This is a genomic window from Mycobacterium shinjukuense, from assembly GCF_010730055.1.
Classification (GTDB): domain Bacteria; phylum Actinomycetota; class Actinomycetes; order Mycobacteriales; family Mycobacteriaceae; genus Mycobacterium; species Mycobacterium shinjukuense.
On the sequence record NZ_AP022575.1, the window covers coordinates 3238810 to 3264462 of the forward strand.

Genomic DNA, 25653 nt, shown 5'->3' on the forward strand with positions numbered 1-25653 from the left:
TGCACGCCGCCGATGCGCCAGAACGGCCCCCACAAGCCGTAGTATCGAATGCGTCTAGTGAATGGGAATCGGCGAAAGTGGCAGAGCACATCCCGGCTGTGACCGTGAAAACCGATGGCCGCAAGCGGCGCTGGCATCAGCACAAGGTGGAGCGCCGCAACGAGTTGGTGGACGGCACGATCGTGGCCATTCGCCGCCACGGGCGCTTTTTGAGCATGGACGAGATCGCGGCGGAGATCGGGGTTTCCAAGACGGTGCTCTACCGGTACTTCGTCGACAAGAACGACCTCACCACAGCGGTGATGATGCGCTTCGCGCAGACCACGTTGATTCCGAACATGGCCGCGGCGCTGTCGGCCAACCTGGACGGCTTCGACCTGACCCGCGAGATCATCCGGGTCTACGTCGAGACCGTGGCGGCCGAACCCGAGCCGTACCGGTTCGTCATGGCCAACAGCTCGGCCAGCAAGAGCAAAGTCATCGCCGACTCCGAGCGGATCATCGCCCGCATGCTCGCGGTCATGCTGCGCCGGCGCATGCAGGAGGCCGGAATGGACACCGGCGGAGTAGAGCCGTGGGCCTACATGATTGTGGGCGGCGTCCAACTGGCCACCCACTCGTGGATGTCGGACCCGCGGATGACCAGCGACGAGCTGATCGACTACCTGACCATGCTGAGCTGGAGCGCGCTGTGCGGGATCGTCGAGGCCGGCGGATCGCTGGAAAAGTTCCGGGCGCAGCCGCATCCTTCGCCGATCGTGCCACCGTGGGGGCAGATCTAGGCTTTAGGCATGCCTGAGGTGGGCGTGGGTGCCCGGCTGAAATCGTGGGCCTACGCGTTGCGCACCACCAACCCGCCGCCGGTCGGGCCGGTCGACACGGTCACCCGCTGGCTCGTGGTTACCCGCGCGGCGGTGCTGCCGATGACCCTGGTCGCCGGCCTGATCGCCGCGCTGCTGGCGGTCGGTGCGCCCGGCCTCGATTGGCGCTGGCTGGTCTTGGCCGTGGTCGGCATCACCTGCGCGCACGTCGCCAACAACCTGATGAACGACCTGTACGACGCCGAGCTCGACAGTCCCAGCTACCCACGTGCCCGCTACGCGCCGCATCCGGTGCTGTCCGGCCTGCTCAGCCGGCGCACCCTGATCCTGGCGATCCTGCTGGTCAACCTCCTGGACCTGGCGATCCTGGTCACGCTGACCTGGGCTCGTGGCTGGCCCGTGGTGGCCTTTGGGCTCGGCGGGTTTGCGCTGAGCGTCGCCTACACGGCGCCACCGCTGCGGTTGAAGAAGCGGGGCCTGGGCGAACCCGACGTTTTCGTCGTATGGGGTCCGCTGATGGTGTGCGGAACCTACTACTGCGCGGTGGGCACGGTGGGTTGGGAGGTGCTGCTGGCGTCGCTGCCCTACGGCTTGTTGTGCACGACGGTGTTGATGGGCAAGCACATCGACAAGATCCCCTATGATCAGCCGCTCGGCATCCGGACCCTGCCGGTGCTGCTCGGCGAGGCGCGCGCCCGAGTGGTGACGTTGGCCATGATGGCCGGGTTCTACGTGCTGGTCGTTGCGGTCGTGGCGGTGGGCGCCATGCCGTGGCCCGCGTTGCTGGTCGCCCTGGCGCTGCCCCGGCTGGTGAAGGTGTGGCCATACTTTCGCCGGCAACGTCCCGACCAGCCGCCACCGGGCTTTCCGGTGTGGCCGCTGTGGTATGCGGCACTGGCGTGGGTGCACGTGCGTCAGGCCGGTGCGCTGCTGGTCGTGGGCCTGGCGATCGGCGCCGTGGTGCGCACCCGGTGAGCCCGGCCGCGAGCCCCACGCCCCGCGCTCGGCGCCGGGAAGGCGACCCGCGCCGGTGGGAGCGGCTAACATGCAGGGGATGCAGCGCGGGTCAGCCGGGCAGGGTCGTTGACCATGCCTGAACGGCCGCGGGAAACAAGAAAGGCTCACATCGTATGTCCGTGCAGCTCACACCGCACTTCGGAAACGTGCAAGCCCACTACGACCTATCCGACGACTTCTTCCGGTTGTTCCTCGACCCCACCCAGACCTACAGCTGCGCCTACTTCGAGCGTGACGACATGACCCTGCAGGAGGCCCAGATCGCCAAGATCGACCTGGCGCTGGGCAAGCTGAACCTCGAGCCGGGCATGACGTTGCTGGACATTGGTTGCGGCTGGGGCGCGACCATGCGACGCGCCATCGAGAAATACGACGTCAACGTGGTGGGCCTGACGCTGTCCGAGAACCAGGCCGCGCACGTGCAGAAGATGTTCGACGCGATGGACACCCCGCGAAGCAGGCGCGTCCTGCTGGAGGGGTGGGAGACGTTCCACGAGCCCGTCGACCGCATCGTCTCGATCGGCGCCTTCGAGCACTTCGGCCGCCAGCGCTACCCGCGGTTCTTCAAGATGGCCAGCGAAGTACTGCCCGCCGACGGCATCATGCTGCTGCACACCATCGTCCGGCCCACCTTCAAAGATGCCCGGGCCAGGGGCCTGTCGCTGACCCACGAGATCGTTCATTTCACCCAGTTCATCCTGGCCGAGATATTCCCCGGCGGTTGGCTGCCGACCGTCCCGTCGGTCGAAGAGCACGCCGCGGCCGCCGGTTTCAAGCTGACCCGGATCCAATCGTTGCAGCAGCACTACGCGCGCACCCTGGACATGTGGGCCGCCGCGCTGCAAGCCCGCAGGGACGAGGCCATCGCGATCCAATCGGAAAAGGTCTACGACAGGTACATGAAGTACCTGACCGGCTGTGCAAGGCTGTTCCGCGAGGGCTACACCGACGTCGACCAGTTCACCCTGGAAAAATAGCCAGCCAACCCCACGGTGTAGAACGGCTAGTAGCTAGTACGGGTAGAAACCCTGACCCGACTTCTTGCCCAACCGACCCGCCTCAACCATGCGCAGCAGCAGCGGCGGGGGACCGAAATGCGGTTCTTTGAACTCCTCGAACATCTTGTCCGCGATCAGCTTGAGGGTGTCCAGGCCGACCAGGTCGGCAAGCCGCAGCGGGCCCATCGGGTGCGATAGCCCCGCGACGACGGCCTTGTCGACGTCTTCGACGGTGGCAAACCCGGCCTCGACCATCCGGATCGCCGACAGCAGATACGGCACCAGCAGCGCGTTCACCACGAAGCCGGACCGGTCGGAACAGCGCACAACCTGCTTGCCCAGCACCCCGCTGGCAAACTCTTCGGTGCGGGCGGCGGTGGTTTGGTCGGTGACCAGTGTGCTGACCAACTCGACCAGCGGCAGCACCGGAACCGGGTTGAAGAAGTGCAGGCCCAGCACCCGTCGCGGGTTTTGGGTGGCCGCGGCGATTCTCATGATCGGGATGCTTGAGGTGTTCGACGCCAGCACCGCATCCTGATCGGTGACCACCCGGTCGAGTTCGGCAAAGATCTCGGCCTTGACGGCCTGGTCCTCGACGACGGCTTCGATCACCAGTTGCCGATCGGCTAGGTCGTTGAGATCGGTGGTGAAGGTCAACAGTCCAAGCGCGCGGTCACGCTCGCGCTCGGTCACCTTGCCGGCGCTGACACCGCGGTCCAGCGACCTCACGATCCGGTTGCGTCCCGCGGTGATCAGCGCCGCGGTGGTCTCGAACACCGTCACGTCGACGCCGGCGCGTGCGCAGACCTCGGCGATGCCGGACCCCATCTGCCCCGCCCCGACAACCCCGACCCGCTGGATCGCTGCATCGCTCACTGCTCCTCCTCAAATGCGCGAGCAGACGCAAAAGCGCCACTTTTGCGCCGCAAAAGGGTGCTTTTGCGTCTGCTCGGCAGACTAGTGGAACTGCCCCTCTTCGGTGGAGCCGGTCAGCGCGGTGGTCGACGAGTTTGGGTCGACCGTGGTGGCGATGCGGTCGAAGTACCCGGCGCCGACCTCGCGCTGGTGCTTGGTCGCGGTGTAGCCGCGCTCCTCGGCGGCGAACTCACGTTCCTGCAACTCGACATACGCGGTCATCTGGTTGCGGGCGTAGCCGTAGGCCAGATCGAACATCGAGTAGTTCAGCGCGTGGAAGCCGGCCAGCGTGATGAACTGGAACTTGAAACCCATTGCGGCAAGCTCCTTTTGGAACTTGGCAATGGTGGCATCGTCGAGGTGTTTGCGCCAGTTGAACGATGGCGAGCAGTTGTAGGCCAGCATCTGGTCGGGGTACTCGGCCTTGACCGCTTCGGAGAATTGCCGCGCGACCTCGAGGTCCGGGGTGCCGGTCTCCATCCAGATCAGGTCGGCGAACGGCGCATACGCCTTGGCCCGGGCGATGCAGGGCTCGATGCCGTTTTTGGTCCGGTAAAAGCCTTCCCGGGTGCGCTCGCCGGTGATGAACGGCTGGTCGCGTTCGTCGACGTCGGAAGTGATCAGGGTGGCCGCCTCGGCGTCGGTGCGGGCGATCACCACCGTGGGAACATCAGCCACGTCGGCCGCGAGCCGAGCAGCCGTCAGCGTGCGGATGTGCTGCTGGGTCGGGATCAGCACCTTGCCGCCCAGATGGCCGCACTTCTTCTCGGAGGCCAGCTGGTCCTCCCAGTGGGTGCCGGCCGCGCCGGCGGCGATCAAGGCCTTCTGCAGCTCGAAGACGTTGAGCGCGCCACCGAAGCCGGCCTCGGCGTCGGCGACGATCGGCGCCAGCCAATTCTGCACCGAGGTGTCGCCCTCGATCTTGGCGATCTGGTCGGCGCGCTGCAGCGCGTTGTTGATCCGGCGCACCACCTGCGGCACCGAGTTGGCCGGGTACAGGCTCTGGTCGGGGTAGGTGTGGCCGGACAGGTTGGCGTCACCGGCGACCTGCCAGCCCGACAGGTAGATGGCCTTCAGACCGGCGCGCACCTGCTGCACGGCCATGTTGCCGGTCAGGGCGCCGAGCGCGTTGACCCATTCCAGGTCGTGCAGTTGCTCCCACAACACCTCGGCGCCGCGGCGGGCCAGGGTGAACTCCTCGACCACGCTGCCCTGCAGGGCGACGACGTCCTGGGCGGTGTAGGTACGGGTGACGTCCCTCCAACGCGGGTTGGTGTCCCAGTCGCGCTGGATCTGTTCGGCGGTTTTCGGGGTGCCAACGGCAGACATCGGGCTGCTCCTCACGGTCGCTCGGTACTGAAATCCGGACGCCATCACGGCGCCGCGTCACGAGTGTGCTAAGTCGACCATGGCATAGGCCGGCACGCCCGGTCCACCCGTTTCACTTGCCAATTTCAGCAACGGGGCGCGGCCATTTTGCGAATTTTGCGAAGGTGACGATTAACTGAACCGTTTCAGAAGCTACCCGCCGGTAACCACAAATTCGCAGGTCAACGCGTACGTTGGCGTGCTGCGGCTCGGGCTACCGGTTGAACAGTGAGGCGACGGCTTTGGTCTCGTCGCCAACCGCGTATGTGAGCGTGGTAACAGCGCGGTCGACCAGGCCGGGACCGAATTGATCGGTCGACCCGGCCGGGTGAACGTGGGAGATGATTTCCAGCTTGTCGCCGAGGGCCACCGGCGCTTCGTGTTCGATGGTCACCCGCAACGGGCCCGCCAGCAGCTCGGCATGGGACGCCAGGTAGTCCTCGATCACGCTCCAGTACACCGAGTTGTTCATGTGGTCGAATAGGTCGATGTCGGTGACCCGGACCGGGAACTCGTGAATTTCCGTCGCGTCATCGCGGCCGCCGGGCTTCAGATAACCCTTCCAGCGCAGCCGATCGACGGATGTGGTTCGGTGCAGGCCCGCCAGGAAGTCGTCGGCGATGCGCGCCGGCATCTGGGTCTCTCGGTTGATGTTGATCCAGAATGCCTCGGATTCGATCAGGCCGCCCTTGCGACCGTCGACGCGAACGCGCATCTCACACCACCGGTTCGAGGTGCCCGAACACCATCGCCGCAGCCGCAGCATGTCGCCGAACTCGATAGGTCGGACGAGATCCACCATGGTGCGCCGGACGATCCACAGCGGATGCGTCTCCTCGAAGCCCATCTCGCGCAGCTGGTCCTGGCCGATGTCCTGGATGTGCCGGCACGCCGCGTCCAGCCGCAGCCGGCCGGTGCGGTCGATGTCGCCGACCCGAAGCGGCCATTCGCGGTCGAACACGTCGGGGTGACCGTCGGGCACGGGCATCAATTCTTTGTCCAGGCTCACGGCTTGGCTCCCCGTCTGCTCCTCGTGCGTACCCAGGTGACCCTGGCCCCCGGTGCGAATCATGCCAATGCCAGGGCGGAAACACCAATCGCGACGCCATGCCAACTCTGCGAATGGCGTCTTCACAAACGCCGGGTACGCTCGGTTGATGTCCAAGACCTACGTCGGCTCACGGGTGCGCCAGCTGCGCAGCGAGCGTGGCCTCAGCCAGGCCGCGCTGGCCCAGATGCTGGAGATCTCGCCGAGCTATCTGAACCAGATCGAGCACGATGTCCGCCCGCTGACGGTGGCCGTGCTGCTGCGCATCACCGAGGTGTTCGGGGTGGACGCGACCTTCTTCGCCTCCCAGGACGACACCCGACTGGTCGCCGAGCTGCGCGAGGTCACCTTGGACCGTGATCTCGACATCACCATCGACCCGACCGAGGTCGCCGACATGGTCAGCGCCCATCCCGAGCTGGCCCGTGCGGTGGTCAACCTGCATCGGCGCTACCGGATCACCACGGCGCAATTGGCCGCCGCCACCGAGGAACGGTTCTCCGACGGCAGTGGCAGCGGGTCGATCACCATGCCGCACGAGGAGGTGCGGGACTACTTCTACCAACGCCAGAACTACCTGCACGAATTGGACACCGCCGCCGAGGATCTGACCATCCGGATGCGGATGCATCACGGCGACCTGGCCCGTGAATTGACTCGGCGGCTCACCGAGGTGCACGGGGTGCGCATCAACAGGCGCATCGACCTCGGCGACACCGTGCTGCACCGCTACGACCCCACGACCAACACCCTGGAGATCAGCAGCCACCTCTCCGCGGGCCAGCAGATGTTCAAGATGGCCGCCGAGTTGGCCTACCTCGAATTCGGCGACCTGATCGACGGCATGGTCGACGAGGGCAAGTTCACCAGCGACGAGTCGCGCACCCTGGCCCGGCTCGGGCTGGCCAACTACTTCGCCGCGGCCGCGGTGCTGCCCTACCGGCAGTTCCACGACGTCGCCGAGAACTTCCGCTACGACGTCGAGCGGCTGTCGGCGTTCTACTCGGTGAGCTATGAGACCATCGCGCACCGGCTCTCCACGCTGCAGCGGCCCTCGATGCGCGGCGTGCCGTTCTCCTTCGTTCGGGTCGACCGGGCCGGGAACATGTCAAAACGACAATCGGCCACCGGTTTTCACTTTTCCTCCAGCGGCGGCACCTGCCCGTTGTGGAATGTCTACGAGACGTTCGCCAACCCGGGCAAGATTCTGGTGCAGATTGCCCAAATGCCCGACGGGCGTAACTACCTGTGGGTGGCCCGCACCGTGGAGCGCCGGGCCGCCCGGTATGGTCAGCCCGGTAAGACCTTTGCGATCGGGCTGGGCTGCGAACTTCGGCACGCACACCGGCTCGTCTACTCGGAGGGACTCGACTTGTCGGGGGATATCGCCACACCGATCGGCGCCGGCTGCCGGGTTTGCGAACGCGACAACTGTCCGCAGCGGGCATTCCCCGCCCTGGGGCGCGCGCTGGATCTCGACGAGCACCGCAGCACCGTGTCGCCGTACCTGGTGAAACCGGCGTGACCGGCACCCGGGACGGCCAGCTCGCGCGCATCCCGTCGGGCCGATTTCGCCAGCTGGGTCCGGTCAACTGGGTGCTGGCCAGGCTGGGCGCGCGCGCGCTGCGGGCGCCCGAGATGCATCTGTTCACCACGCTGGGCTATCGCCGGTACCTGTTCTGGGCGTGGGCGCTCTACGGCGCCCGGCTGCTGCGGGGCCGGCTGCCCCGGGCCGACACCGAGTTGGTGATCCTGCGGGTCGCGCACCTGCGGTCGTGCGAATACGAGCTGCAGCACCACCGCCGGATGGCACGTGCCGCGGGCCTGGACGCCCAGACGCAGGCCAGCATCTTCGCCTGGCCCGGCGTTCCCGACGGCGACGGGCCCCGCAAGGTGCTCAGCGCGCGGCAGCAGTCGTTGCTGCAGGCGACCGATGAGCTGATCGGCGACCGGTCGATCAGCGCCGCCACCTGGCACCGGCTGGCCGCTCACCTCGATCGGCCCCGGTTGATCGAATTCTGCCTGCTCGCAACCCAATACGACGCGCTGGCCGCCACGATCAGCGCGCTCGACATTCCGCTGGACAACCCAAGTAGCCGTCAACAGTAGAGATCGGCCAGCACCGCCAGTGTCAGCAGCACGGGAAGCACCGGCAACCCGAACACGAACGCCGACCACGCGAACCTGCGGCGCCAGCGCATCACCAGGCCCCCCACCACCGCGCACAGCCCCAGCACACCGGAGAGCAGCAACACCGCCAGGCTCCAGCGGCTCACCGTCGTGAGGTCCTCGCCAATGGAGATGGCCAGCAGCCACAAGACGTAGCCGGCGACCACCCCACCCACGGCACCCACGACGATCTGGGCGGTCTGGGAGCTCACGCGCCTCGCCATGGGTAGCCGTTCACAGGTTGATCATGTGACCGACCAGGCCGTGGAAGCACTCCTGCAGCGCCTCCGACATCGTCGGGTGGGTGTGCACGTTGCGGGCCAGTTCGCCGGCCGTCAGGTCCCACTTCTGCGCCAGCGTCAGCTCCGGCAGCAACTCGGACACGTCGTGGCCGATCAGGTGTCCGCCCAGCAGCTCGCCGTGCTTGGCGTCGGCCACCAGCTTCACGAAACCACTGGGGTCGCCCAGGCCGTGCGCCTTGGCGTTGGCGGTGAACGGGAACCTGGCCACCACCACGTCGAAACCCTCGTCGCGGGCCTGCTGCTCGGTGAGCCCGAAGCTGGCCACCTGCGGCTGGCAGAACGTCGCACGCGGCAGCATCCGGTAGTCGCCCAGCGCCAAAGTCTCTGCGCCGGCGATGGTTTCGGCGGCCACCACGCCCATGGCCTCGGCGACGTGCGCCAGCATCGCCAACCCGGTGACGTCGCCGATGGCGTAGATGTGCCCGACGTTGGTGCGCATATGGTCGTCGACGCCGATGGCCTTGCGGTCGGTGAGCGCGACACCGGCTTTGTCCAAGCCGTAGCCCTCGACGTTGGGGGCAAACCCGATGGCCTGCAACACCTTCTGCGCCGTGAGCTCTTGCGCCGTGCCGTCCTTGCTGACGGTCACGGTGACCTGTGACCCGTTGTCGGCGATGGACTCGACCTTGGTCGCGGTGAGGATCTTGACGCCCAGCTTCTTGAACTGCCGCTCGATCTCCTTGGACACGTCGGCGTCCTCGTTGGGCAGCGCGCGCGGCAGGAATTCCACGATGGTCACCTCGACGCCGTAGTTTTTCAGCACGTAGCCGAACTCCATGCCGATGGCCCCGGCGCCGGCGATGATGATCGACGTCGGCAGCTCCCGGGACAGGATCTGTTCCTCGTAGGTCACCACGTTGGCCGACAACGACGTGCCCGGAACCAGTCGGGTGCTGCTACCGGTGGCGATGATGGCGTTGTCGAAGGTGACCGTTTGGGTGCCGCCGTCGTTGAGGTCGACCGCTAGCGTGTTGGCGTCGGTGAACCGACCGTAGCCGTGGATCTCGGTGATCTGGTTCTTCTTCATCAGGAAGTGCACGCCGGCCACCCGACCTTCGGCCACCTTGCGGCTGCGGTCGTAGGCGACCCCGTAGTCGAAGGTCAGCTCGCCGCTGGCGCCAAAGGTCTTCGCCTCCTTGGTGAAGATGTGCACCAGTTCGGCGTTGCGCAGCAACGCCTTTGACGGGATGCAACCGACGTTGAGGCAGACTCCGCCCCAGTATTTCGGTTCCACGATTGCGGTATTCAGGCCGAGTTGCGCGGCCCGGATGGCCGCGACGTATCCACCAGGACCGGCTCCGAGGACGACGACGTCATAGTGAGTCACGGGCACTACCCTAGTGGCCGACTCGGCTGTCGATTCAATAGGGAATGACGCCGACCAGGCAATGGCCCACTCGGGCGCAGTAGTAGTACCCGTAGAGCGGAGCCGCGGCGGCCACGGATGCGAACGGCCCCGACATCACCCCCAGCGACAATGCCGTGATCAGCGGCCGGCCCGGCACCATCGACAGCATCAAGCCGCCCAGCGTGCACACGACGATATAGACCAGCACGACGAATACGGCCGCCGTCTTGTCAAGCGTGTGATACCACCAATAAAACAGGCTCAGCCCCACCTCGGCGGCCGCCAGCCACACGCCGAGGACCACCAGCACCAACTTCCACCGCGGCGCGTACAGGTAGCGGCCGGGCACGCTGACCGGACCGGCAACCGTCTCGGTGGCCGGTGCCGCCGACGGCTGGTGCGCTTCGGCGACCGCCGGCGAGGACCCCTCGGGCGGCGCCACCGATGCCACCGGTTGCGAACCGGTGTCGTCGAAATCCGGCACGAACGGCTCGGTCCCCGGCCCGGCCTCCCGGTCAACCACCGGCCACCACCCGAAGCGCGACCAGCACACCGAACCAACCGGGGGCCACCGCCAGGATGCAGGCACCCAGCGCCGTCACCCATCGACGCCCGGAAAACAGGATCACCGACAGCCCGATCACGCTGGGAATCCCGACCACCAACGCGATGACGATGTCCGGCCGGATCCGGACGTGGATCAGCGCGCTGGACGCCACCCCCGCCAGCTGCCCGACCGCGCTGCCCACCAGCATGGCGCCGGTCAGCAGCCAAGCACGCGGAAGGGGAATCACGGTGTACGACCTTACTGCGGTGCGAGCCGACCGGTCGCGCACGTGCCCGGCGCGGCACCGTTGTCGTCCAGCTCGACGACAACACCCCTGGTTGACGGCCGTTCGCCGCGCTCGTAGGCGGCCCCGGTGATCACCGGCGCTGCCTGCAGCAGCGCCGTCTCGGCGTCGCTGAACACCCGGCCGCGACTGAGGAATCGCACGCCTTCGGGTGCTTCCAGGCTGAACCCGCCGCCGCGGCCCGGCACCACATCGATGATCAGCTGGGTATGCTTCCAGGCCTGGTACTGCGGACCCGAAATCCACACCGGCACGCCGTCTTCGCCGATATCGAGCACACCCAGCAAGACGTCGCGGTCACCGACCAGGAAGTCCGCACGCGGGTAGCACATCGGCGACGACCCGTCGCAGCAGCCGCCGGATTGGTGGAACATCACCGGACCGTGCCGGTCTTGCAGCCTAGCCAGCAGCGCGGCGGCCTCGGCGGTGATGAGCACCCCCGCGGGAGCGTGCATCAGAACAGCCCCAGCGCCTTATCCGAGTAGGACACCATCAGGTTCTTGGTGTGTTGGTAGTGCTCCAGCATCATCTGGTGGCCCTCCCGGCCAATGCCGGACTGCTTGTAGCCGCCGAACGCCGCGTGCGCGGGGTAGAGGTGATAGCAGTTGACCCACACCCGGCCGGCCTGGATGTCCCGCCCGGCCCGATAGGCGGTGTTGCCGTCGCGGCTCCACACACCCGCGCCCAAGCCGTAGAGGGTGTCGTTGGCGATGCCGATCGCGTCGTCGTAATCGGTGAACGACGTCACCGCCACCACCGGCCCGAAGATCTCCTCCTGGAAGATCCGCATCGTGTTGGTGCCGGTGAAGATCGTCGGCTGCATGTAGTAGCCGCCGGACAGGTCGCCGCCCAGTTCGGCACGCTCGCCGCCGGTGATGATCACCGCACCCTCTTGCTTGCCGATTTCGATGTAGGACAACACCTTTTCCAGCTGGTCGTTGGAGGCCTGGGAACCCAGCATGGTTTCGGTGTCCAGCGGGTCACCCTGCCGGACCGCCTTGGTCCGGATCGCCGCCAGCTCCAGGAACTCGTCGTAGATGTCGGCCTGGATCAGGCTGCGCGACGGGCAGGTGCACACCTCCCCCTGGTTGAGGGCGAACATGGTGAAGCCCTCCAGCGCCTTGTCTTGGAAGTCGTCGTGCGCGGCCAGCACGTCGGCGAAGAAGATGTTGGGGCTCTTGCCGCCCAGTTCCAGGGTGACCGGGATCAGGTTGTGCGAGGCGTATTGCATGATCAGCCGCCCGGTGGTGGTTTCCCCGGTGAACGCGACCTTGGCGATCCGGTCGCTGGAGGCCAACGGCTTGCCGGCTTCGGCGCCGAACCCGTTGACCACGTTGACCACCCCGGGTGGCAGCAGATCACCGATCAGCGACATCAGGTAGAGCACCGAGGCAGGCGTCTGCTCGGCGGGTTTGAGCACCGCCGTGTTGCCGGCCGCCAGCGCCGGCGCCAGCTTCCAGGCGGCCATCAGGATCGGGAAGTTCCACGGAATGATCTGCCCCACCACGCCGAGCGGCTCGTGGAAATGGTAGGCCACGGTGTCCTCGTCGATCTGGCTCAGCGAGCCCTCCTGCGCGCGGATCGCCGCGGCGAAATACCGGAAGTGATCGGCCGCCAGCGGGATGTCGGCGGCCAGCGCCTCCCGGACCGGTTTGCCGTTGTCCCAGACCTCGGCCACGGCCAACGCGGTGGTGTGCTGGTCGATGCGGTCGGCGATCTTGTTGAGGATCGCCGCGCGCTCGGCCGGCGGGGTCTTGCCCCACGCCGGGGCGGCGGCGTGGGCGGCGTCGAGCGCCTTGTCGATGTCGGCCTCGTCGGAGCGCGGCACCTCGCAGAACGGCTGGCCGGTCACCGGCGTCGGGTTCTCGAAGTAGCGGCCCCGCACCGGCGCAACCCATTGACCCCCGATGAAGTTTTCGTACCGGGATTCATACGACATCACTGCCCCGGCAGAACCTGGACGCGGAAAGACAGTCATCGGCTCGGCTCCTCGTTCGACCGTTTACAACTCACAGTACCGCCGGGGAGACAATGGCTTCCATGACCGCTGAGGCTCCCCCGGACGGCCCCGACCCGTACCTGTGGCTGGAAGACGTCACCGGTGAGCAGGCGCTGGACTGGGTGCGCGCACGCAACGAGGCGACCAAGGCGGCGTTCTGCGACGAGGAGTTCGAGCGCATGCGTGCCGAGGCGCTCGAGGTGCTCGACACCGACGCCCGCATCCCGTACGTGACCCGCCGCGGCGATTACCTGTACAACTTCTGGCGCGACGCCGCCAACCCGCGCGGGCTGTGGCGGCGTACCACGCTGGACAGCTATCGCACCGACTCCCCGGACTGGGATGTGCTGATCGATGTCGATGAACTGGGCCGAGCCGACAACCAAAAGTGGGTGTGGGCCGGCGCCGGCGTCATCGAACCCGACTACACCCGTGCCCTGATCGGTCTCTCCCCGGGCGGCTCGGATGCCACCATCGTGCGTGAATTCGACATGGTGACACGCAAATTCGTGGTCGACGGGTTCGAGCTCGGGCAGGCCAAGTCGCAGATCACCTGGGAGGACCCGGACACCGTGCTGGTGGGTACCGACTTCGGCGCTGACTCGCTCACCGAATCCGGCTACCCGCGAGTGATCAAACGATGGCGCCGGGGCACACCACTGGCCGAGGCCGAGACGGTCTTCGAGGGCACGCGGGCCGACGTGCGCGTCACCGCGTCGGTGGATCGCACACCCGGATTCGAGCGCACCGTGCTGGCGCGGGCCCTCGACTTCTGGAACGACGAGGTCTACGAGCTGCGCGGTTCGGAACTGATCCGAATCGACGCGCCCACCGACGCTACCGTGTCGATCCACCGGGACTGGCTGTTGATCGAACTGCGCACCGACTGGACCCGCGGCACCACCACCTACCCCGCGGGCTCGCTGCTGGCCGCTGACTACCACGAATTCCTCGCCTGCACAGCAGAATTGCGGGTGGTGTTCCAGCCCGACGCACATACCGCGCTGCACCACTACGCGTGGACCCGCGACCGCCTGTTGCTGGTCACGCTGGCCGACGTGGCCAGCCGCGTGGAGATCGTCACACCGGACGACCCGGGCAGCTGGCGGCGCGAGCCGATCGCGGGCATCCCGGCCGCGACCAACACCGTGATCGTCGCCGCCGATCACCACGGCGACGAGTTCTTCTTGGACTGCAGTGGTTTCGTCACGCCGTCGCGGCTGTTGCGCGGCACCGCTGACGGCCAGCTGGCGCCCATCAAGTCTGCACCGGCGTTTTTCGACGCCGAAAACACCACGGTGGCACAGTATTTCACGGCATCTGCCGATGGCACCAGGGTCCCGTACTTTGTCGTGCGACCCGCCTCTAGCGACGGGCCCGGCCCCACCCTGCTGAGCGGCTACGGCGGGTTCGAGACCTCCCGGACACCGGCCTACGACGGCGTGCTGGGCCGGCTCTGGCTGGCCCGCGGGGGCACCTACGTGCTGGCCAACATCCGCGGCGGCGGCGAGTACGGGCCCGGCTGGCACACCCAGGCGATGCGCGCGGGCCGGCACAAAGTGGCCGAGGACTTCGCGGCGATAGCCACCGATGTGGTGGACCGCGGCATCAGCACCGTTGAGCGGCTCGGCGCGCGCGGCGGCAGCAACGGCGGGCTGCTGGTGGGCATCATGTTGACCAAGCACCCGGAGAAATTCGCCGCGCTGGTCTGCGATGTGCCGCTGCTGGACATGAAGCGGTACCACCTGCTGCTGGCCGGCGCCTCCTGGGTGGCCGAATACGGCGATCCGGACAACCCCGAAGACTGGGAATTCATCGCCGAATACTCTCCCTACCAGAACATTTCGGCTGACCTGAAGTACCCGCCGGTGCTCATGACCACCTCGACCCGCGACGATCGGGTGCATCCCGGCCATGCCCGCAAGATGGTGGCGGCCCTGCAGGCCGCCGGCCATCGCGTCTGGTACTACGAAAACATCGAGGGCGGTCACGCCGGCGCAGCCGACAACGAACAACTCGCGTTCAAGTCGGCACTGAGTTACTCGTTCCTGCACCGCATGCTGTCGGCGCAGCCGCGCAGCTAGCCACACGATCAGGGGGTGGTGCACACCGGTGAGCCAGCGCGGTCACCTGAAACTCATGGCCACAGCCGCGGCCGCGGTGTTGGCCGCGTGCGGCCAGCATGGCGCCGACACCGCGGCAACGACGCTGCCACCGGCGGCCGAACCGATCTTGGCGGCACCCCCGATGACCACCCCGCCCGGTCGCCTGCTGGAGGTGGGCAGCTATCCGGAAGGCGTCGCCGTCGACCCCGCGACCCGCACCGTCGCGGTCGCTACCCGCTACCCCGACCAACTGGTGCTGATCAACATCGATTCGCTGACGGTGACCGCCCAGATCCCACTGCCCGGGGGCGCCCGCCATCTCGCGCTGGCCGCACCCCGGGGTCCGGTCCTGGTGCCGGTTGAAACCGCCAACGCCTTGGTGCGGGTGGAGTTGCCGCAGGCAACGGCGTCGCCGCCGATCGCGACCGGCGCCTTCCCGCATGACGCCGCGGCGGCGGCCAACGGCACCGTGTTCGTCAGCAACGAACACGACGGCACGGTGAGCGTGCTGCGTGGCAACCAGATGGTGAAGGTCCTCACCGGCTTCGGGCAACCCGCCGGGGTGGCGGCGTCCGGCAACACCGTGGGCGTGCTCGACGCGCGGAAGAACACCGTGACGGTCTACGACGCCGAGACCTTGTCCGCGGTCGGCTCGACAGCCGCGGGCGCGGGCCCCACCCACGTGATCGCCGACCGGCACGGGCACCTGATCGTCACCGACACCCGTGGCAACAGCGTCCGGGTGTTCGACCCGCGGCCGACGCCGCGCGAGGTTGGCAGGGCGGCACAGCCGGGCGGGCCGTACGGCCTGGCCTATGACCCGACCCGCGACCGGCTCTGGGTCTCCTCCTCGGGCACCAACGAGGTCATCGGCTACACCGTTACCGACCCGAACCTTGCCGAAGTCGCCCGCATCCCCACCGTGCAGAACCCCTACTCGCTGGGTGTGGACCCGGTGACCGGCCGGTTGTTCATCGCCGGAGTGACCGGCGGCGTGGTGCAGGTCATCGACCCCGGTGCCACCGGGGGCTGATCGCCGATATCGTCGCTGAACATGCCGACACCCGAGTTCGAGACGCTGCTGTACACGACGGCCGGTCCGGTCGCCACCATCACGCTCAACCGCCCCGACCAGCTCAACACCATCGTCCCGCCCATGCCCGACGAGATCGAGGCCGCGATCGGGCTCGCCGAACGCGACCAGGACATCAAGGTCATCGTGTTGCGCGGAGCCGGCCGCGCGTTCTCGGCCGGGTATGACTTCGCCGGCGGCTTCCGGCACTGGGGCGAGGCCATGATGACCGACGGGCGATGGGATCCGGGCAAGGATTTCGCCATGGTCACCGCCCGCGAGACCGGGCCGACACAGAAGTTCATGGCGATCTGGCGGGCGTCCAAACCGGTGATCGCGCAGGTCCACGGCTGGTGCGTGGGCGGAGCCAGCGACTACGCGCTGTGCGCCGACCTCGTGATCGCCAGCGAGGACGCGGTGATCGGCACCCCGTACAGCCGGATGTGGGGGGCCTATCTGACCGGGATGTGGCTGTACCGGCTTAGCCTGGCCAAGGTGAAATGGCACTCGCTGACCGGCCGGCCGCTGACCGGGGTGCAGGCCGCCGAGATCGAGCTGATCAACGAGGCGGTGCCGTTCCAGCGGCTGGCGGCCCGCGTCGCCCAGATCGCCGCCGAGCTGGCCCGAATCCCGTTGTCGCAGTTGCGGGCTCAGAAGCTGATCGTCAACCAGGCCTACGAGAACATGGGCCTGGCGTCCACCCAGATACTGGGCGGCATTCTCGACGGGCTGATGCGCAACACCCCCGAAGCGCTCGACTTCATCCGCACCGCCGAAACCGAAGGTGTGCGGGCGGCGGTCGAGCGCCGCGACGGCCCGTTCGGCGACTACAGCCAGGCCCCGCCCGAGCTGCGACCCGACCCCACGCACCTGATCGTCCCGGATAGCGACGGCCCATGACCAAGGCCGCGCCCCCGGGCCCGGAAAATGTTACGGTAACCATCATGTTGCGGCTGACCACCCCTGTGCGGGCGGGCACCGTGTTGGTCGCGCTTCTCGGTATGCTCGGCGCCGTCGCCGCGAGCCTCCCGAAGGCCGCCACCGCGGATTCCACGGAAGACTTTCCGATACCCCGCAGGATCATCGCCACCACCTGCACCGCCGAACAGATCCTGGCGGCCACCAGGGACACCAGCCCGGTCTACTACCAGCGGTACATGATCGACTACAACAACCACCCGAATGTTCAGCAGGCCGTCCAAGACAAGGCACACTGGTTTTTCTCGTTGAGCCCGGCGGAACGCCGCGACTATTCCGAGCACTTCTACAATGGCGATCCGCTGTGGTTCGCGTGGCCCAACCACATGAAGATCTTCTTTAACAACAAGGGTGTGGTCGCCAAGTCCACCGAGGTGTGCAACGGATACCCGCCAACCGATATGTCGGTGTGGGACTGGGCATAGGCCACGACTTCTCCGCCGCCAGGCGGTGTCCGCCGACGGGGGGACACGGCGATTCATCCCGATCGTTGGCCGTTCGGCGGATCACTGCCGCTGGACCGCCGCGGGATGCTTACAGCCACCAGCCAATGCACGCCACGGTCATCGGTTGCCCAGCGACCGTCGGCCATACACCCGGAAATCTTGACGCGGCGGGCCAAAGGTCATCATGATGGACCCCCGGGCAACCGCGCACCTGGCGGCGGGTGTATTTGTCGGTGCAGCAGTGGTCCGAAAGTTGGAGGTCGCCGTATGGGCCAAACAACTGGCAACGAGATCCCAGACACGCTCGCGGCCCTCGATTGGCAGGCAATCACCTGCCAATCCGCGGCCGGCTGCAGCAACCAGGCCACCCACATCGTTCATCGGCACGCCGTGGATCGATGCAACCAGCCACAGGTCGACCCGTTCGGCAACATCGTCGAGATCTTGTGCATCGCTTGCCTGTGGCGCGTCGAGGCCGAGGTCCTTTGCCAGCTCGGCCGGCTGCGCCGGCACACCGACGCCTGCTGCCTGACGTGCGGGGCGCCGGTGTCCGAGCTGAGCGACATCATGCGCGACGTCGTCGAGCTGTGAGGTAGCGCGACGCTGAAGATGAACGAGGCCATGGTGGCTTCCGAGACGCGTCGGACAAGGTGGCCGGCGCGGCCGTTCATTGCTTTGTTGCGCTAAGTAGGCCGGTACAGGTCGCGGTGAGCAACCGGGTGAGGGCGACGGTGAAATCCAGGTTCCATTCGGGCGGGAGCAACTCGGGCTCCTCGGCGTACACATCGATCAGCCGCTCGGGGGGATTGGCGATCTGCCACAGCGTCGCCGCCAACGAGTACGCGGCCAGCAGGATGTCGAAGGTCCCGGGCCGGCCGAGTTCGGGCACCGCGTTCTCGATCGCATCCGCGAGCGCGATCACGGCCGCGGTGCTGGTCCGCTTCACCTCGACGACCCTGTTGACCTCCACCTCGTGCTCGAGGTGCAGGTGAAGGTTGGCAAGCAGGTCGCAGAACAGCGGATCGGCGGCCAGGCCGTCGGCCAACGCCGCGGCCACCCGCGCGGGTGACATCGGACCGGGCTCGGCCAGGCTCGCCCGCACGGTGTTCGACCACCGCACCCAGCCCTCGGCTGCCAGATGGAGCAGGACCTCTTTGTGGGAGCTGAAGTAGCGGCGCACGGCCGAATAGTGAACGCCCGCCCGAGCGGCGACGGCGGTCAATGTCACCGAGGCCACACCGGTTTCCATGGCCAGCGAGCGTGCAGCTTCCATGAGCGCCGTGGCACGTTGGCGCTTGTTTTCCTCGGTGCGGGCGCGCCGGAAGCTGGGTTGCGCCACCGCCAGAGGATAACGCACATCGTGTGATTTGCGACCGGCGAGCGGGCGGCGGCCTCCCGTTACGCACGTGACATGCGTTACACTCCAGCACGCGATCGAACGGAGCGACTGTTTCCGGCGGGGCGTGACGCGCCCGTCATGAACTTAGGTAAGGCTTGGTTTAATGTTGAACGGGTTCGAACGAACTCTCCACGGGCGGGTATCGTCCGCCGGTAGCAAGGCCGACCGGTGAAGGGGATGTGAGATTTTCAGGGTGCTGTCGCGGACGTGGATTCCACTGGTCATCATGGCGGTCGTCATCGTCGGGGGATTCACCGTGCATCGCATCCGCGGCTTTTTCGCCTCCGAGACCCGCCCGTCATACACCGACAGCAACCTGGAGAGTCACAAGCCGTTCAACCCCAAACGTCTGACCTACGAGGTCTTCGGACCACCCGGAACGGTCGCAGACATCAGCTATTTCGACGTCAACTCCGAGCCGCAACGGGTCGATGGCGCGGTGCTGCCGTGGTCATTGCACATCACCACCAACCTGGCAGCGGTAATGGGAAACATCGTGGCGCAGGGCAACAGTGACAGCATCGGCTGCCGGATCCTGGTCGACGACGTGGTCAAGGCCGAGCGAATTTCCAACGAGGTCAATGCCTACACCTACTGCCTGGTGAAGTCCGCGTGAAGACGCCATACGCGAACGAGCCCGGCGCCGAAACCGAAAAGCCATTCATCGCCAGGATGATCCACGCCTGCGCGGTGCCCATCATCCTTGGCTGGATCGCGGTCTGCGTCGCCCTCACCCTGTTCGTCCCATCGCTGGAAGCCGTCGGACAAGAGCGTTCGGTGTCGCTGAGCCCCAAGGAAGCGCCGTCATTTGCCTCGATGAAGCAGATCGGCCAGGCGTTCAAGGAGGGCAACTCCGACAGTGTGGCGATGATCCTGATCGAGGGTGACCAGCCCCTCGGCGACGCCGCCCACAAGTACTACGACGACCTGATCCGCAAGCTGCGGGCCGACCCCAAACACGTGCAAAGCGTCCAGGACTTCTGGGGAGACCCGCTCACCGCGGCCGGGGCGCAAAGCAACGACGGCAAGGCCGCATACGTCCAGCTGAATCTGGGCGGAAACCAGGGTGAGCCGCTGGCCAACGAATCCGTCCACGCGGTCCGCAAGATCGTCGCGCAGACGCCGGCGCCGCCCGGGGTGAAGACCTATGTCACCGGGCCGGCGGCGCTCGCCGCCGACATGCACCACAGCGGCGACAGATCGATGGCCAGGATCACGGTGACGACCATCGCCGTGATCTTCGTGATGCTGCTGCTGGTCTACCGGTCGATTGTCACCGTGGTTCTGCTGCTGATCACGGTCGGGATGGAATTGACGGCCGCCCGTGGGGTCGTGGCGCTGCTGGGGCACACCGGAGCCATCGGATTGTCCACCTTCGCGGTCAGCCTGCTCACCTCGCTGGCGATCGCGGCCGGCACGGACTACGGCATCTTCATCATCGGGCGCTACCAAGAGGCGCGCCAGGCCGGTGAGGACAAAGAGTCGGCCTACTACACCATGTATCGCGGGACCGCCCACGTCATCCTGGGCTCCGGCCTGACCATCGCCGGGGCAACCTTTTGCCTCAGCTTCGCCCGCATGCCCTATTTCGCGACCCTGGGCATCCCCTGCGCGGTCGGGATGCTGGTCGCGGTGGCGGTGGCGCTGACGCTGGGACCGGCCGTGCTGCACCTCGGCAGTCGCTTCGGCTGCTTCGACCCCAAGCGGCTGCTCAAGGTTCGCGGTTGGCGGCGCGTCGGAACCGTGGTGGTGCGCTGGCCGCTGCCCGTTCTCACCGCGGCCTGCGCCGTCGCCCTGGTCGGCCTGCTCGCCCTGCCCGGATACAAGACCAGCTACAACGACCGGGCGTACCTACCGGGTTTCATACCCGCCAACGAGGGCTATGCCGCCGCCGATCGGCATTTCTCGCAGGCCCGGATGAAGCCGGAGATCCTCATGATCGAGTCGGATCACGACCTGCGTAATCCCGCGGATTTCCTGGTCTTAGACCGGTTAGTCAAGGGCGTCTTCCGGGTTCCGGGCATCTCTCGGGTGCAGGCCATAACCCGGCCCGACGGGACGACGATGGACCACACGTCGATACCGTTTCAGATCAGCATGCAAAATGCCGGTCAGCTGCAGACCATGAAGTACCAGCGCGCCCGCATGGACGACATGCTCAAGCAGGCCGATGACGTGGCCAAGACCATCGCGATTCTGACTCGCATGCACAGCCTCATGCAAGCGATGGCCGATACCACTCACCGCATGGTCGGTGACACCGAGCAGATGAAGGAAATTACCGACGAATTGCGCGACCACGTCGCGGATTTTGAAGATTTCTGGAGACCAATCCGAAGTTATTTCTATTGGGAACGGCACTGTTACGACATTCCGATCTGTTGGTCGCTGCGGTCGATATTCGATGCGCTGGACGGGATCGACAAACTCAGCGAGCAAATCGGCACGCTGTTGGGCGACTTGCGTGAGATGGATCGGCTCATGCCGCTGATGGTGGCGCAGATCCCGCCGCAGATCGAGGTCATGGAAGACATGCGGATCCAGATGTTGACCATGCACAGCACCATGATGGGCATCTACAACCAGATGGACGAGATGAGCGAGAACGCCACCGCCATGGGGAAGGCTTTCGACGCCGCCAAAAACGACGACTCGTTCTACCTGCCGCCCGACGTGTTCAAAAACAAGGACTTCCAGCGCGCCATGAAATCCTTCCTGTCCCCGGACGGGCACGCGGCCCGGTTCATTATCTTGCACCGGGGGGATCCGGCATCGCCCGAGGGCATCAAGAGCATCAACGCGATACGCACGGCGGCCGAGGAGTCGCTGAAGGGAACTCCGCTGGAGAACGCCAAGATCTACCTGGCCGGCACGGCCGCCGTCTTCCACGACATCTCCGAGGGCGCCCAATGGGACCTTCTGATCGCGGGAATTTCTTCGCTCTGCTTGATTTTCATCATCATGCTGCTCATTACCCGGGCCTTTGTTGCCGCCGCGGTCATCGTGGGTACGGTGGCGCTTTCGTTGGGTGCTTCGTTTGGGTTGTCGGTGCTGTTATGGCAACACATTCTCGAGATCAGGTTGCACTGGCTGGTGCTGGCGATGTCGGTCATCGTCCTGTTGGCGGTGGGGTCGGACTACAACCTGCTGTTGGTCTCCCGGTTCAAACAGGAAATCAGCGCGGGACTGAACACCGGCATCATCCGTTCGATGGGCGGCACCGGCAAGGTGGTCACCAACGCCGGACTGGTGTTCGCCGTCACCATGGCGTCCATGGCGGTCAGCGATCTGCGGGTGATCGGGCAGGTGGGCACCACCATCGGCATGGGTTTGCTGTTTGACACGCTGATCGTGCGATCCTTCATGATGCCGTCCATCGCAGCGCTGCTCGGCCGGTGGTTCTGGTGGCCGATGCGAGTGCGCACCCGGCCCGCCCGGATCCCGGTGGCGCCGGTCCAAACCGGCCCGCCGGACCGCTCCTTTGCGATGAGCGGGGAACGCTGACCGCAGACCGCGCCATCCGCGGGGCGCCAGGCTGCGAATACCGGGTGTGCAGCAGACACCTCACCCCGCGGGGCGCTCGGTAGCCGTCATCGGCAGCGGCGTGGCCGGCCTCACCGCCGCCTACGTGCTGTCCGGCCGGGACCGAGTCACCCTCTACGAGGCCGATGACCGGCTCGGCGGCCACGCCCACACCCACTTTCTGGACAGCGGTGACGGCCGGGTCGTCGGCGTCGACTCGGCGTTCCTGGTACACAACGACCGGACCTATCCCACCCTGTGCCGGCTGTTCGCCGAGCTGGGCGTGGCCACCCAGGAATCGGACATGTCGATGTCGGTGCGCGCCGACGACATCGGCCTGGAGTACGCCGGCGCCCGGGGCGTCGGGGGTCTGTTTACTTGCCGCCGCTCGCTGGGGCCGCGCCATCTGCTGATGCTCGCCGAGATCAAGCGGTTCCACCGGGCGGCCACCCGACTGCTGCGGGCAGGTGCCGACGACGATCGGCAAACCCTGCGGACCTTCCTGCACCGGCACCGATTCTCGGCGTATTTCGTCGACTACTTCATCACGCCCCTGGTGGCCGCGGTGTGGTCGTGCGCCGGCGAGGATGCGTTGCGCTATCCGGCCCGCTACCTGTTCGTCTTCCTCGACCACCACGGAATGCTGTCGGTGTTCGGCTCACCGACCTGGCGCACGGTGACCGGGGGTTCGGCCAGCTACGTGCGCGCGATTGCGTCGCGGCTGGACGAGGTGTGCACCCGAACTCCGGTGCACTCGCTGCGGCGGCGGCCCGACGGGGTGCTGGTGCGGGCCGGCAACGCCGGGCCCCGGGTTTTCGACGCGGCCGTCGTCGCCGTGCATCCCGACCAGGCCCTGTTGCTGCTCGACGAGCCGACCACCGCGGAGCGGGCCGTTCTGGGGGCGATCCCGTACTCGACCAACCGCGCCCTGCTGCACACCGACCAGTCGGTGCTACCCCGCCACGGCCGCGCCCGGGCGTCGTGGAACTACCTGGTGACACCGGGCACCGACGCCGTGGTGGTCAGCTACGACATCAGCCGGCTGATGCGCCTCGACGGCCCCCGCCGGTTTCTGGTCACCCTCGGCGGCCAGGACCGGGTTCATCCCGGCTCGGTGATCGCCGAGATGACCTATAGCCATCCGCTCTACACACCGGAGTCGGTTGCCGCCCAACGCATCTTGCCGACGCTGGACGACGATCGGGTGGTCTTCGCCGGCGCCTACCACGGCTGGGGATTCCACGAGGACGGTGCCGCTTCGGGACTGCGCGCGGCCCGCCGCCTGGGCGCCGACTGGCCGGCCGTCACCCCGGCCAAGGCGGTGGTCGCGTGCTGACCCCGGCGATCTACCGCACCACGATCACGCATTCGCGACGGGTCCCGGTGCGGCATTCATTCGAATACCGCGGCTATAGCTGGTATGTCGACGTCGACGACCTGCCCCGGCTGCCCTGGTGGCTGCGGCCGTTCGCACGATTTGACGCCGACGACCACTTCGCGGATCCTTCTTCGGGCCGCGACTCGCTGCGCGCTCGGCTGGACGCCTTCTTCACCTCCCGCGGGGTCGGGGTTCCCGACGGCCGCATCACCGCGCTGCTGCAGGCCAGGGTGTTCGGGTATGTGTTCAACCCGTTGAGCATCTTCTGGTGCCACGACCGCGACGGCCGGGTGCGTCATGTGGTGGCCGAGGTGCACAACACCTACGGCGGGCGCCACGCCTACCTGCTACCGCCGGCGGATCTGCCGGTGGTGACCGCCAAGGAGTTCTACGTCTCACCGTTCAATCGGGTCGACGGCTACTACCTGGTGCGGGCGCCGCGGCCCGACGGTGAGGTTGACGTCACGGTGGCGCTGCACCGCGGGCAGCGGGAGGCATTCGTGGCCACGCTGCGCGGCCAGCGGCGACCGGCCACGGCCAGACAAGTGGTGCTCATGCAACTCATTTCACCGTTGGCGCCGTTGGTGGTGGCCATCCGCATTCGGATACAGGGGATCACATTGTGGTTACGTCGAGTTCCGGTGGTGCCCCGATGAGCGTCCAAACGCCGTCGGCGGCAATCGATTACCGGCGCTGGCCGGCGCTGGCTCAGGTGCCGTCCGGCCGGCTGGCCGCGGTATCGGCGACCATCGCCGACCGGCTGCTGCGTCGCGCGGCCGCCCGCCTGCCGCTGAGGCTGGTCTACCCCGAGGACACGGTGCTGGGCGCCGCCGACCCGATGTCGCCCGCGCTGGTGGTCCACCGGCCGGACGCGTTCACCCGGCGGGTCGGACGTCACGGCCTGATCGGATTCGGCGAGTCCTACATGGCCGGGGAATGGTCGTCGACCGAGCTCACCGGGGTGTTGACGGTGCTCGCCGAGTCGGTGACCGACCTGGTGCCGCGCTGGCTGCACTGGCTGCGACCGATCGCGCCGAGCTTTCAACCGATTTGGCGACACCCGACCCGAGACCAGGCCCGCCGCAACGTCGCCGAGCATTACGACCTGTCCAACGACCTGTTCGCCGAGTTCCTCGACGAGACCATGACGTACTCGTGCGCGCTGTTCAGTGCCCTGCCGGCATCCTGGTCGGAGCTGGCCGCGGCGCAGCGCCGCAAGATCGACCGGCTGCTCGACCTGGCCCGGGTCCGGCCCGGCAGCCGGGTGCTCGAGATCGGCACCGGCTGGGGCGAGCTGTGCATCCGCGCGGCCGCCCGCGGGGCGCACGTCCGCTCGCTGACCCTGTCGGTGGAGCAGCAGCGGCTGGCGCAGCGGCGGGTCGCCGCGGCCGGCCTGTCCGACCTGGTGCGGATCGAGCTCTGCGACTACCGTGACGTGCGGGGTTGCTATGACAGCGTGGTCTCGGTGGAGATGATCGAGGCCGTCGGATACCGTTCATGGCCAAGGTATTTCAGCACGCTCGAACGGCTGGTGCGCCCGGGTGGCCGGGTGGCGATCCAGGCGATCACCATGCCGCACGACCGCATGCTGGCCACCCGCAACACCCACACCTGGATACAGAAGTACATCTTCCCCGGCGGACTGCTACCGTCAACCGAGGCCATCGCCGGCATCACCGAGCGCCGCACCGGTTTGCGCACGGTGGACACGGCCTCGCTGCGGCCGCACTACGCCGAAACCTTGCGACTGTGGCGGGAGCGGTTTCTGCAACGCCGAGATGCGTTGGCGCTGTTGGGCTTCGACGAGGTGTTCGGACGGATGTGGGAACTGTATCTGGCGTATTCGGAGGCCGGATTCCGGTCGGGCTATCTGGACGTCTACCAGTGGACATTCGAGCGTAAGGACGACCGGTGAAC

General features: G+C 66.8%; 25 protein-coding genes. 15 read left to right on the plus strand and 10 right to left on the minus strand.

What is annotated here, in order from left to right; translation table 11 throughout:
• The first annotated feature begins 77 nt into the window (after nucleotides 1–77).
• The 3 genes from G6N20_RS14680 to pcaA all read left to right on the plus strand — a co-directional run bounded on the left by G6N20_RS14680 (nucleotide 78) and on the right by pcaA (nucleotide 2815).
• Nucleotides 78–782 carry a TetR/AcrR family transcriptional regulator gene (locus G6N20_RS14680; RefSeq protein ID WP_083046624.1) on the plus strand — a complete coding sequence of 235 codons (705 nt, stop codon included), beginning with the start codon at nucleotides 78–80 and terminating at the stop codon, nucleotides 780–782.
• Between the two features lie 9 nt (nucleotides 783–791).
• Nucleotides 792–1796 (plus strand): prenyltransferase, encoded by a 1005-nt coding sequence (locus G6N20_RS14685; RefSeq protein WP_083046623.1) that lies wholly within the window; start codon nucleotides 792–794, stop codon nucleotides 1794–1796.
• 155 nt (nucleotides 1797–1951) lie between these two features.
• Entirely contained in the window at nucleotides 1952–2815 is an 864-nt protein-coding gene (gene pcaA, locus G6N20_RS14690) for a cyclopropane mycolic acid synthase PcaA (protein WP_083046622.1), read from the plus strand.
• A 33-nt stretch (nucleotides 2816–2848) separates the two neighbouring features.
• Here the strand turns inward: pcaA and G6N20_RS14695 are convergent, their stop codons facing one another.
• The 3 genes from G6N20_RS14695 to G6N20_RS14705 all read right to left on the minus strand — a co-directional run bounded on the left by G6N20_RS14695 (nucleotide 2849) and on the right by G6N20_RS14705 (nucleotide 6128).
• A complete protein-coding gene (locus G6N20_RS14695) occupies nucleotides 2849–3712 on the minus strand; it encodes a 3-hydroxybutyryl-CoA dehydrogenase (protein ID WP_083046621.1) in 864 nt (287 codons plus the stop codon).
• 81 nt (nucleotides 3713–3793) lie between these two features.
• Complete coding sequence (gene aceA, locus G6N20_RS14700) at nucleotides 3794–5080, minus strand: isocitrate lyase (protein WP_083046620.1); 1287 nt, start codon at nucleotides 5078–5080, stop codon at nucleotides 3794–3796.
• A gap of 253 nt (nucleotides 5081–5333) precedes the next feature.
• Complete coding sequence (locus tag G6N20_RS14705) at nucleotides 5334–6128, minus strand: acyl-[acyl-carrier-protein] thioesterase (RefSeq protein WP_083046691.1); 795 nt, start codon at nucleotides 6126–6128, stop codon at nucleotides 5334–5336.
• A gap of 148 nt (nucleotides 6129–6276) precedes the next feature.
• Here G6N20_RS14705 and ramB point away from each other — a divergent pair, with 148 nt between their 5' ends.
• Both ramB and G6N20_RS14715 read left to right on the plus strand, forming a co-directional pair.
• Nucleotides 6277–7692 carry an acetate metabolism transcriptional regulator RamB gene (gene ramB, locus G6N20_RS14710; protein WP_083046619.1) on the plus strand — a complete coding sequence of 472 codons (1416 nt, stop codon included), beginning with the start codon at nucleotides 6277–6279 and terminating at the stop codon, nucleotides 7690–7692.
• Nucleotides 7689–8276, plus strand: a complete 588-nt coding sequence (locus tag G6N20_RS14715; RefSeq protein WP_083046618.1) for a carboxymuconolactone decarboxylase family protein — start codon at nucleotides 7689–7691, stop codon at nucleotides 8274–8276. The genes ramB and G6N20_RS14715 overlap by 4 nt, the downstream gene beginning before the upstream one ends.
• Here G6N20_RS14715 and G6N20_RS14720 read toward each other — a convergent pair.
• The 6 genes from G6N20_RS14720 to exaC are packed head-to-tail and all read right to left on the minus strand — an operon-like array spanning nucleotide 8267 to nucleotide 12815.
• Entirely contained in the window at nucleotides 8267–8560 is a 294-nt protein-coding gene (locus G6N20_RS14720) for a hypothetical protein (RefSeq protein ID WP_083046617.1), read from the minus strand. The two genes, G6N20_RS14715 and G6N20_RS14720, sit on opposite strands and share 10 nt — an antisense overlap.
• Nucleotides 8561–8570: 10 nt before the next feature.
• Complete coding sequence (gene lpdA, locus G6N20_RS14725) at nucleotides 8571–9965, minus strand: dihydrolipoyl dehydrogenase (protein ID WP_083046616.1); 1395 nt, start codon at nucleotides 9963–9965, stop codon at nucleotides 8571–8573.
• 34 nt (nucleotides 9966–9999) lie between these two features.
• The gene (locus G6N20_RS14730) at nucleotides 10000–10509 is read right to left on the minus strand and encodes a hypothetical protein (protein ID WP_083046615.1); all 510 of its coding nucleotides are present in this window, start codon (nucleotides 10507–10509) and stop codon (nucleotides 10000–10002) included.
• Entirely contained in the window at nucleotides 10502–10780 is a 279-nt protein-coding gene (locus G6N20_RS14735; protein WP_179961477.1) for a putative holin, read from the minus strand. The genes G6N20_RS14730 and G6N20_RS14735 overlap by 8 nt, the downstream gene beginning before the upstream one ends.
• Before the next feature lie 11 nt (nucleotides 10781–10791).
• Complete coding sequence (locus G6N20_RS14740; protein ID WP_083046614.1) at nucleotides 10792–11292, minus strand: DUF779 domain-containing protein; 501 nt, start codon at nucleotides 11290–11292, stop codon at nucleotides 10792–10794.
• A complete protein-coding gene (gene exaC / locus G6N20_RS14745; protein ID WP_083046613.1) occupies nucleotides 11292–12815 on the minus strand; it encodes an acetaldehyde dehydrogenase ExaC in 1524 nt (507 codons plus the stop codon). Before exaC ends, G6N20_RS14740 begins: the two co-directional genes overlap by 1 nt.
• 62 nt (nucleotides 12816–12877) lie before the next feature.
• Here exaC and G6N20_RS14750 point away from each other — a divergent pair, with 62 nt between their 5' ends.
• From G6N20_RS14750 to G6N20_RS14770, 5 genes are all read left to right on the plus strand, one after another.
• The gene (locus G6N20_RS14750) at nucleotides 12878–14920 is read left to right on the plus strand and encodes a prolyl oligopeptidase family serine peptidase (RefSeq protein WP_083046689.1); all 2043 of its coding nucleotides are present in this window, start codon (nucleotides 12878–12880) and stop codon (nucleotides 14918–14920) included.
• A gap of 55 nt (nucleotides 14921–14975) precedes the next feature.
• Nucleotides 14976–15974, plus strand: a complete 999-nt coding sequence (locus G6N20_RS14755) for a YncE family protein (RefSeq protein WP_142271889.1) — start codon at nucleotides 14976–14978, stop codon at nucleotides 15972–15974.
• 21 nt (nucleotides 15975–15995) lie between these two features.
• Entirely contained in the window at nucleotides 15996–16913 is a 918-nt protein-coding gene (locus G6N20_RS14760) for a crotonase/enoyl-CoA hydratase family protein (protein ID WP_083046611.1), read from the plus strand.
• Nucleotides 16914–16957: 44 nt separating this feature from the next.
• A complete protein-coding gene (locus G6N20_RS14765) occupies nucleotides 16958–17416 on the plus strand; it encodes a DUF5078 domain-containing protein (protein ID WP_083046688.1) in 459 nt (152 codons plus the stop codon).
• Nucleotides 17417–17704: 288 nt separating this feature from the next.
• Nucleotides 17705–18028 (plus strand): hypothetical protein, encoded by a 324-nt coding sequence (locus G6N20_RS14770; RefSeq protein ID WP_083046610.1) that lies wholly within the window; start codon nucleotides 17705–17707, stop codon nucleotides 18026–18028.
• Nucleotides 18029–18104: 76 nt separating this feature from the next.
• On the opposite strand, the gene G6N20_RS14775 is transcribed toward G6N20_RS14770, so the two are convergent.
• Nucleotides 18105–18794, minus strand: coding sequence for a TetR family transcriptional regulator (locus tag G6N20_RS14775; protein WP_083046609.1), 690 nt, complete (start codon nucleotides 18792–18794; stop codon nucleotides 18105–18107).
• 235 nt (nucleotides 18795–19029) lie between these two features.
• Between G6N20_RS14775 and G6N20_RS14780 the strand changes: the two genes are divergently transcribed.
• From G6N20_RS14780 to G6N20_RS14800, 5 genes are read left to right on the plus strand one after another with little or no spacing between them, the layout of a single operon-like run.
• Entirely contained in the window at nucleotides 19030–19452 is a 423-nt protein-coding gene (locus G6N20_RS14780; RefSeq protein WP_083046608.1) for an MmpS family protein, read from the plus strand.
• 56 nt (nucleotides 19453–19508) lie between these two features.
• A complete protein-coding gene (locus tag G6N20_RS14785; RefSeq protein WP_083046687.1) occupies nucleotides 19509–22340 on the plus strand; it encodes an MMPL/RND family transporter in 2832 nt (943 codons plus the stop codon).
• Between the two features lie 46 nt (nucleotides 22341–22386).
• Nucleotides 22387–23694: an NAD(P)/FAD-dependent oxidoreductase gene (locus G6N20_RS14790; RefSeq protein ID WP_083046607.1), complete on the plus strand. Its 1308-nt coding sequence runs from the start codon at nucleotides 22387–22389 to the stop codon at nucleotides 23692–23694.
• On the plus strand, nucleotides 23688–24392 hold the full coding sequence (locus G6N20_RS14795; RefSeq protein WP_179961478.1) for a DUF1365 domain-containing protein: 705 nt from the start codon (nucleotides 23688–23690) through the stop codon (nucleotides 24390–24392). The genes G6N20_RS14790 and G6N20_RS14795 overlap by 7 nt, the downstream gene beginning before the upstream one ends.
• Nucleotides 24389–25651: a class I SAM-dependent methyltransferase gene (locus tag G6N20_RS14800; RefSeq protein ID WP_083046605.1), complete on the plus strand. Its 1263-nt coding sequence runs from the start codon at nucleotides 24389–24391 to the stop codon at nucleotides 25649–25651. Before G6N20_RS14795 ends, G6N20_RS14800 begins: the two co-directional genes overlap by 4 nt.
• The last annotated feature ends 2 nt before the right edge of the window (nucleotides 25652–25653 follow it).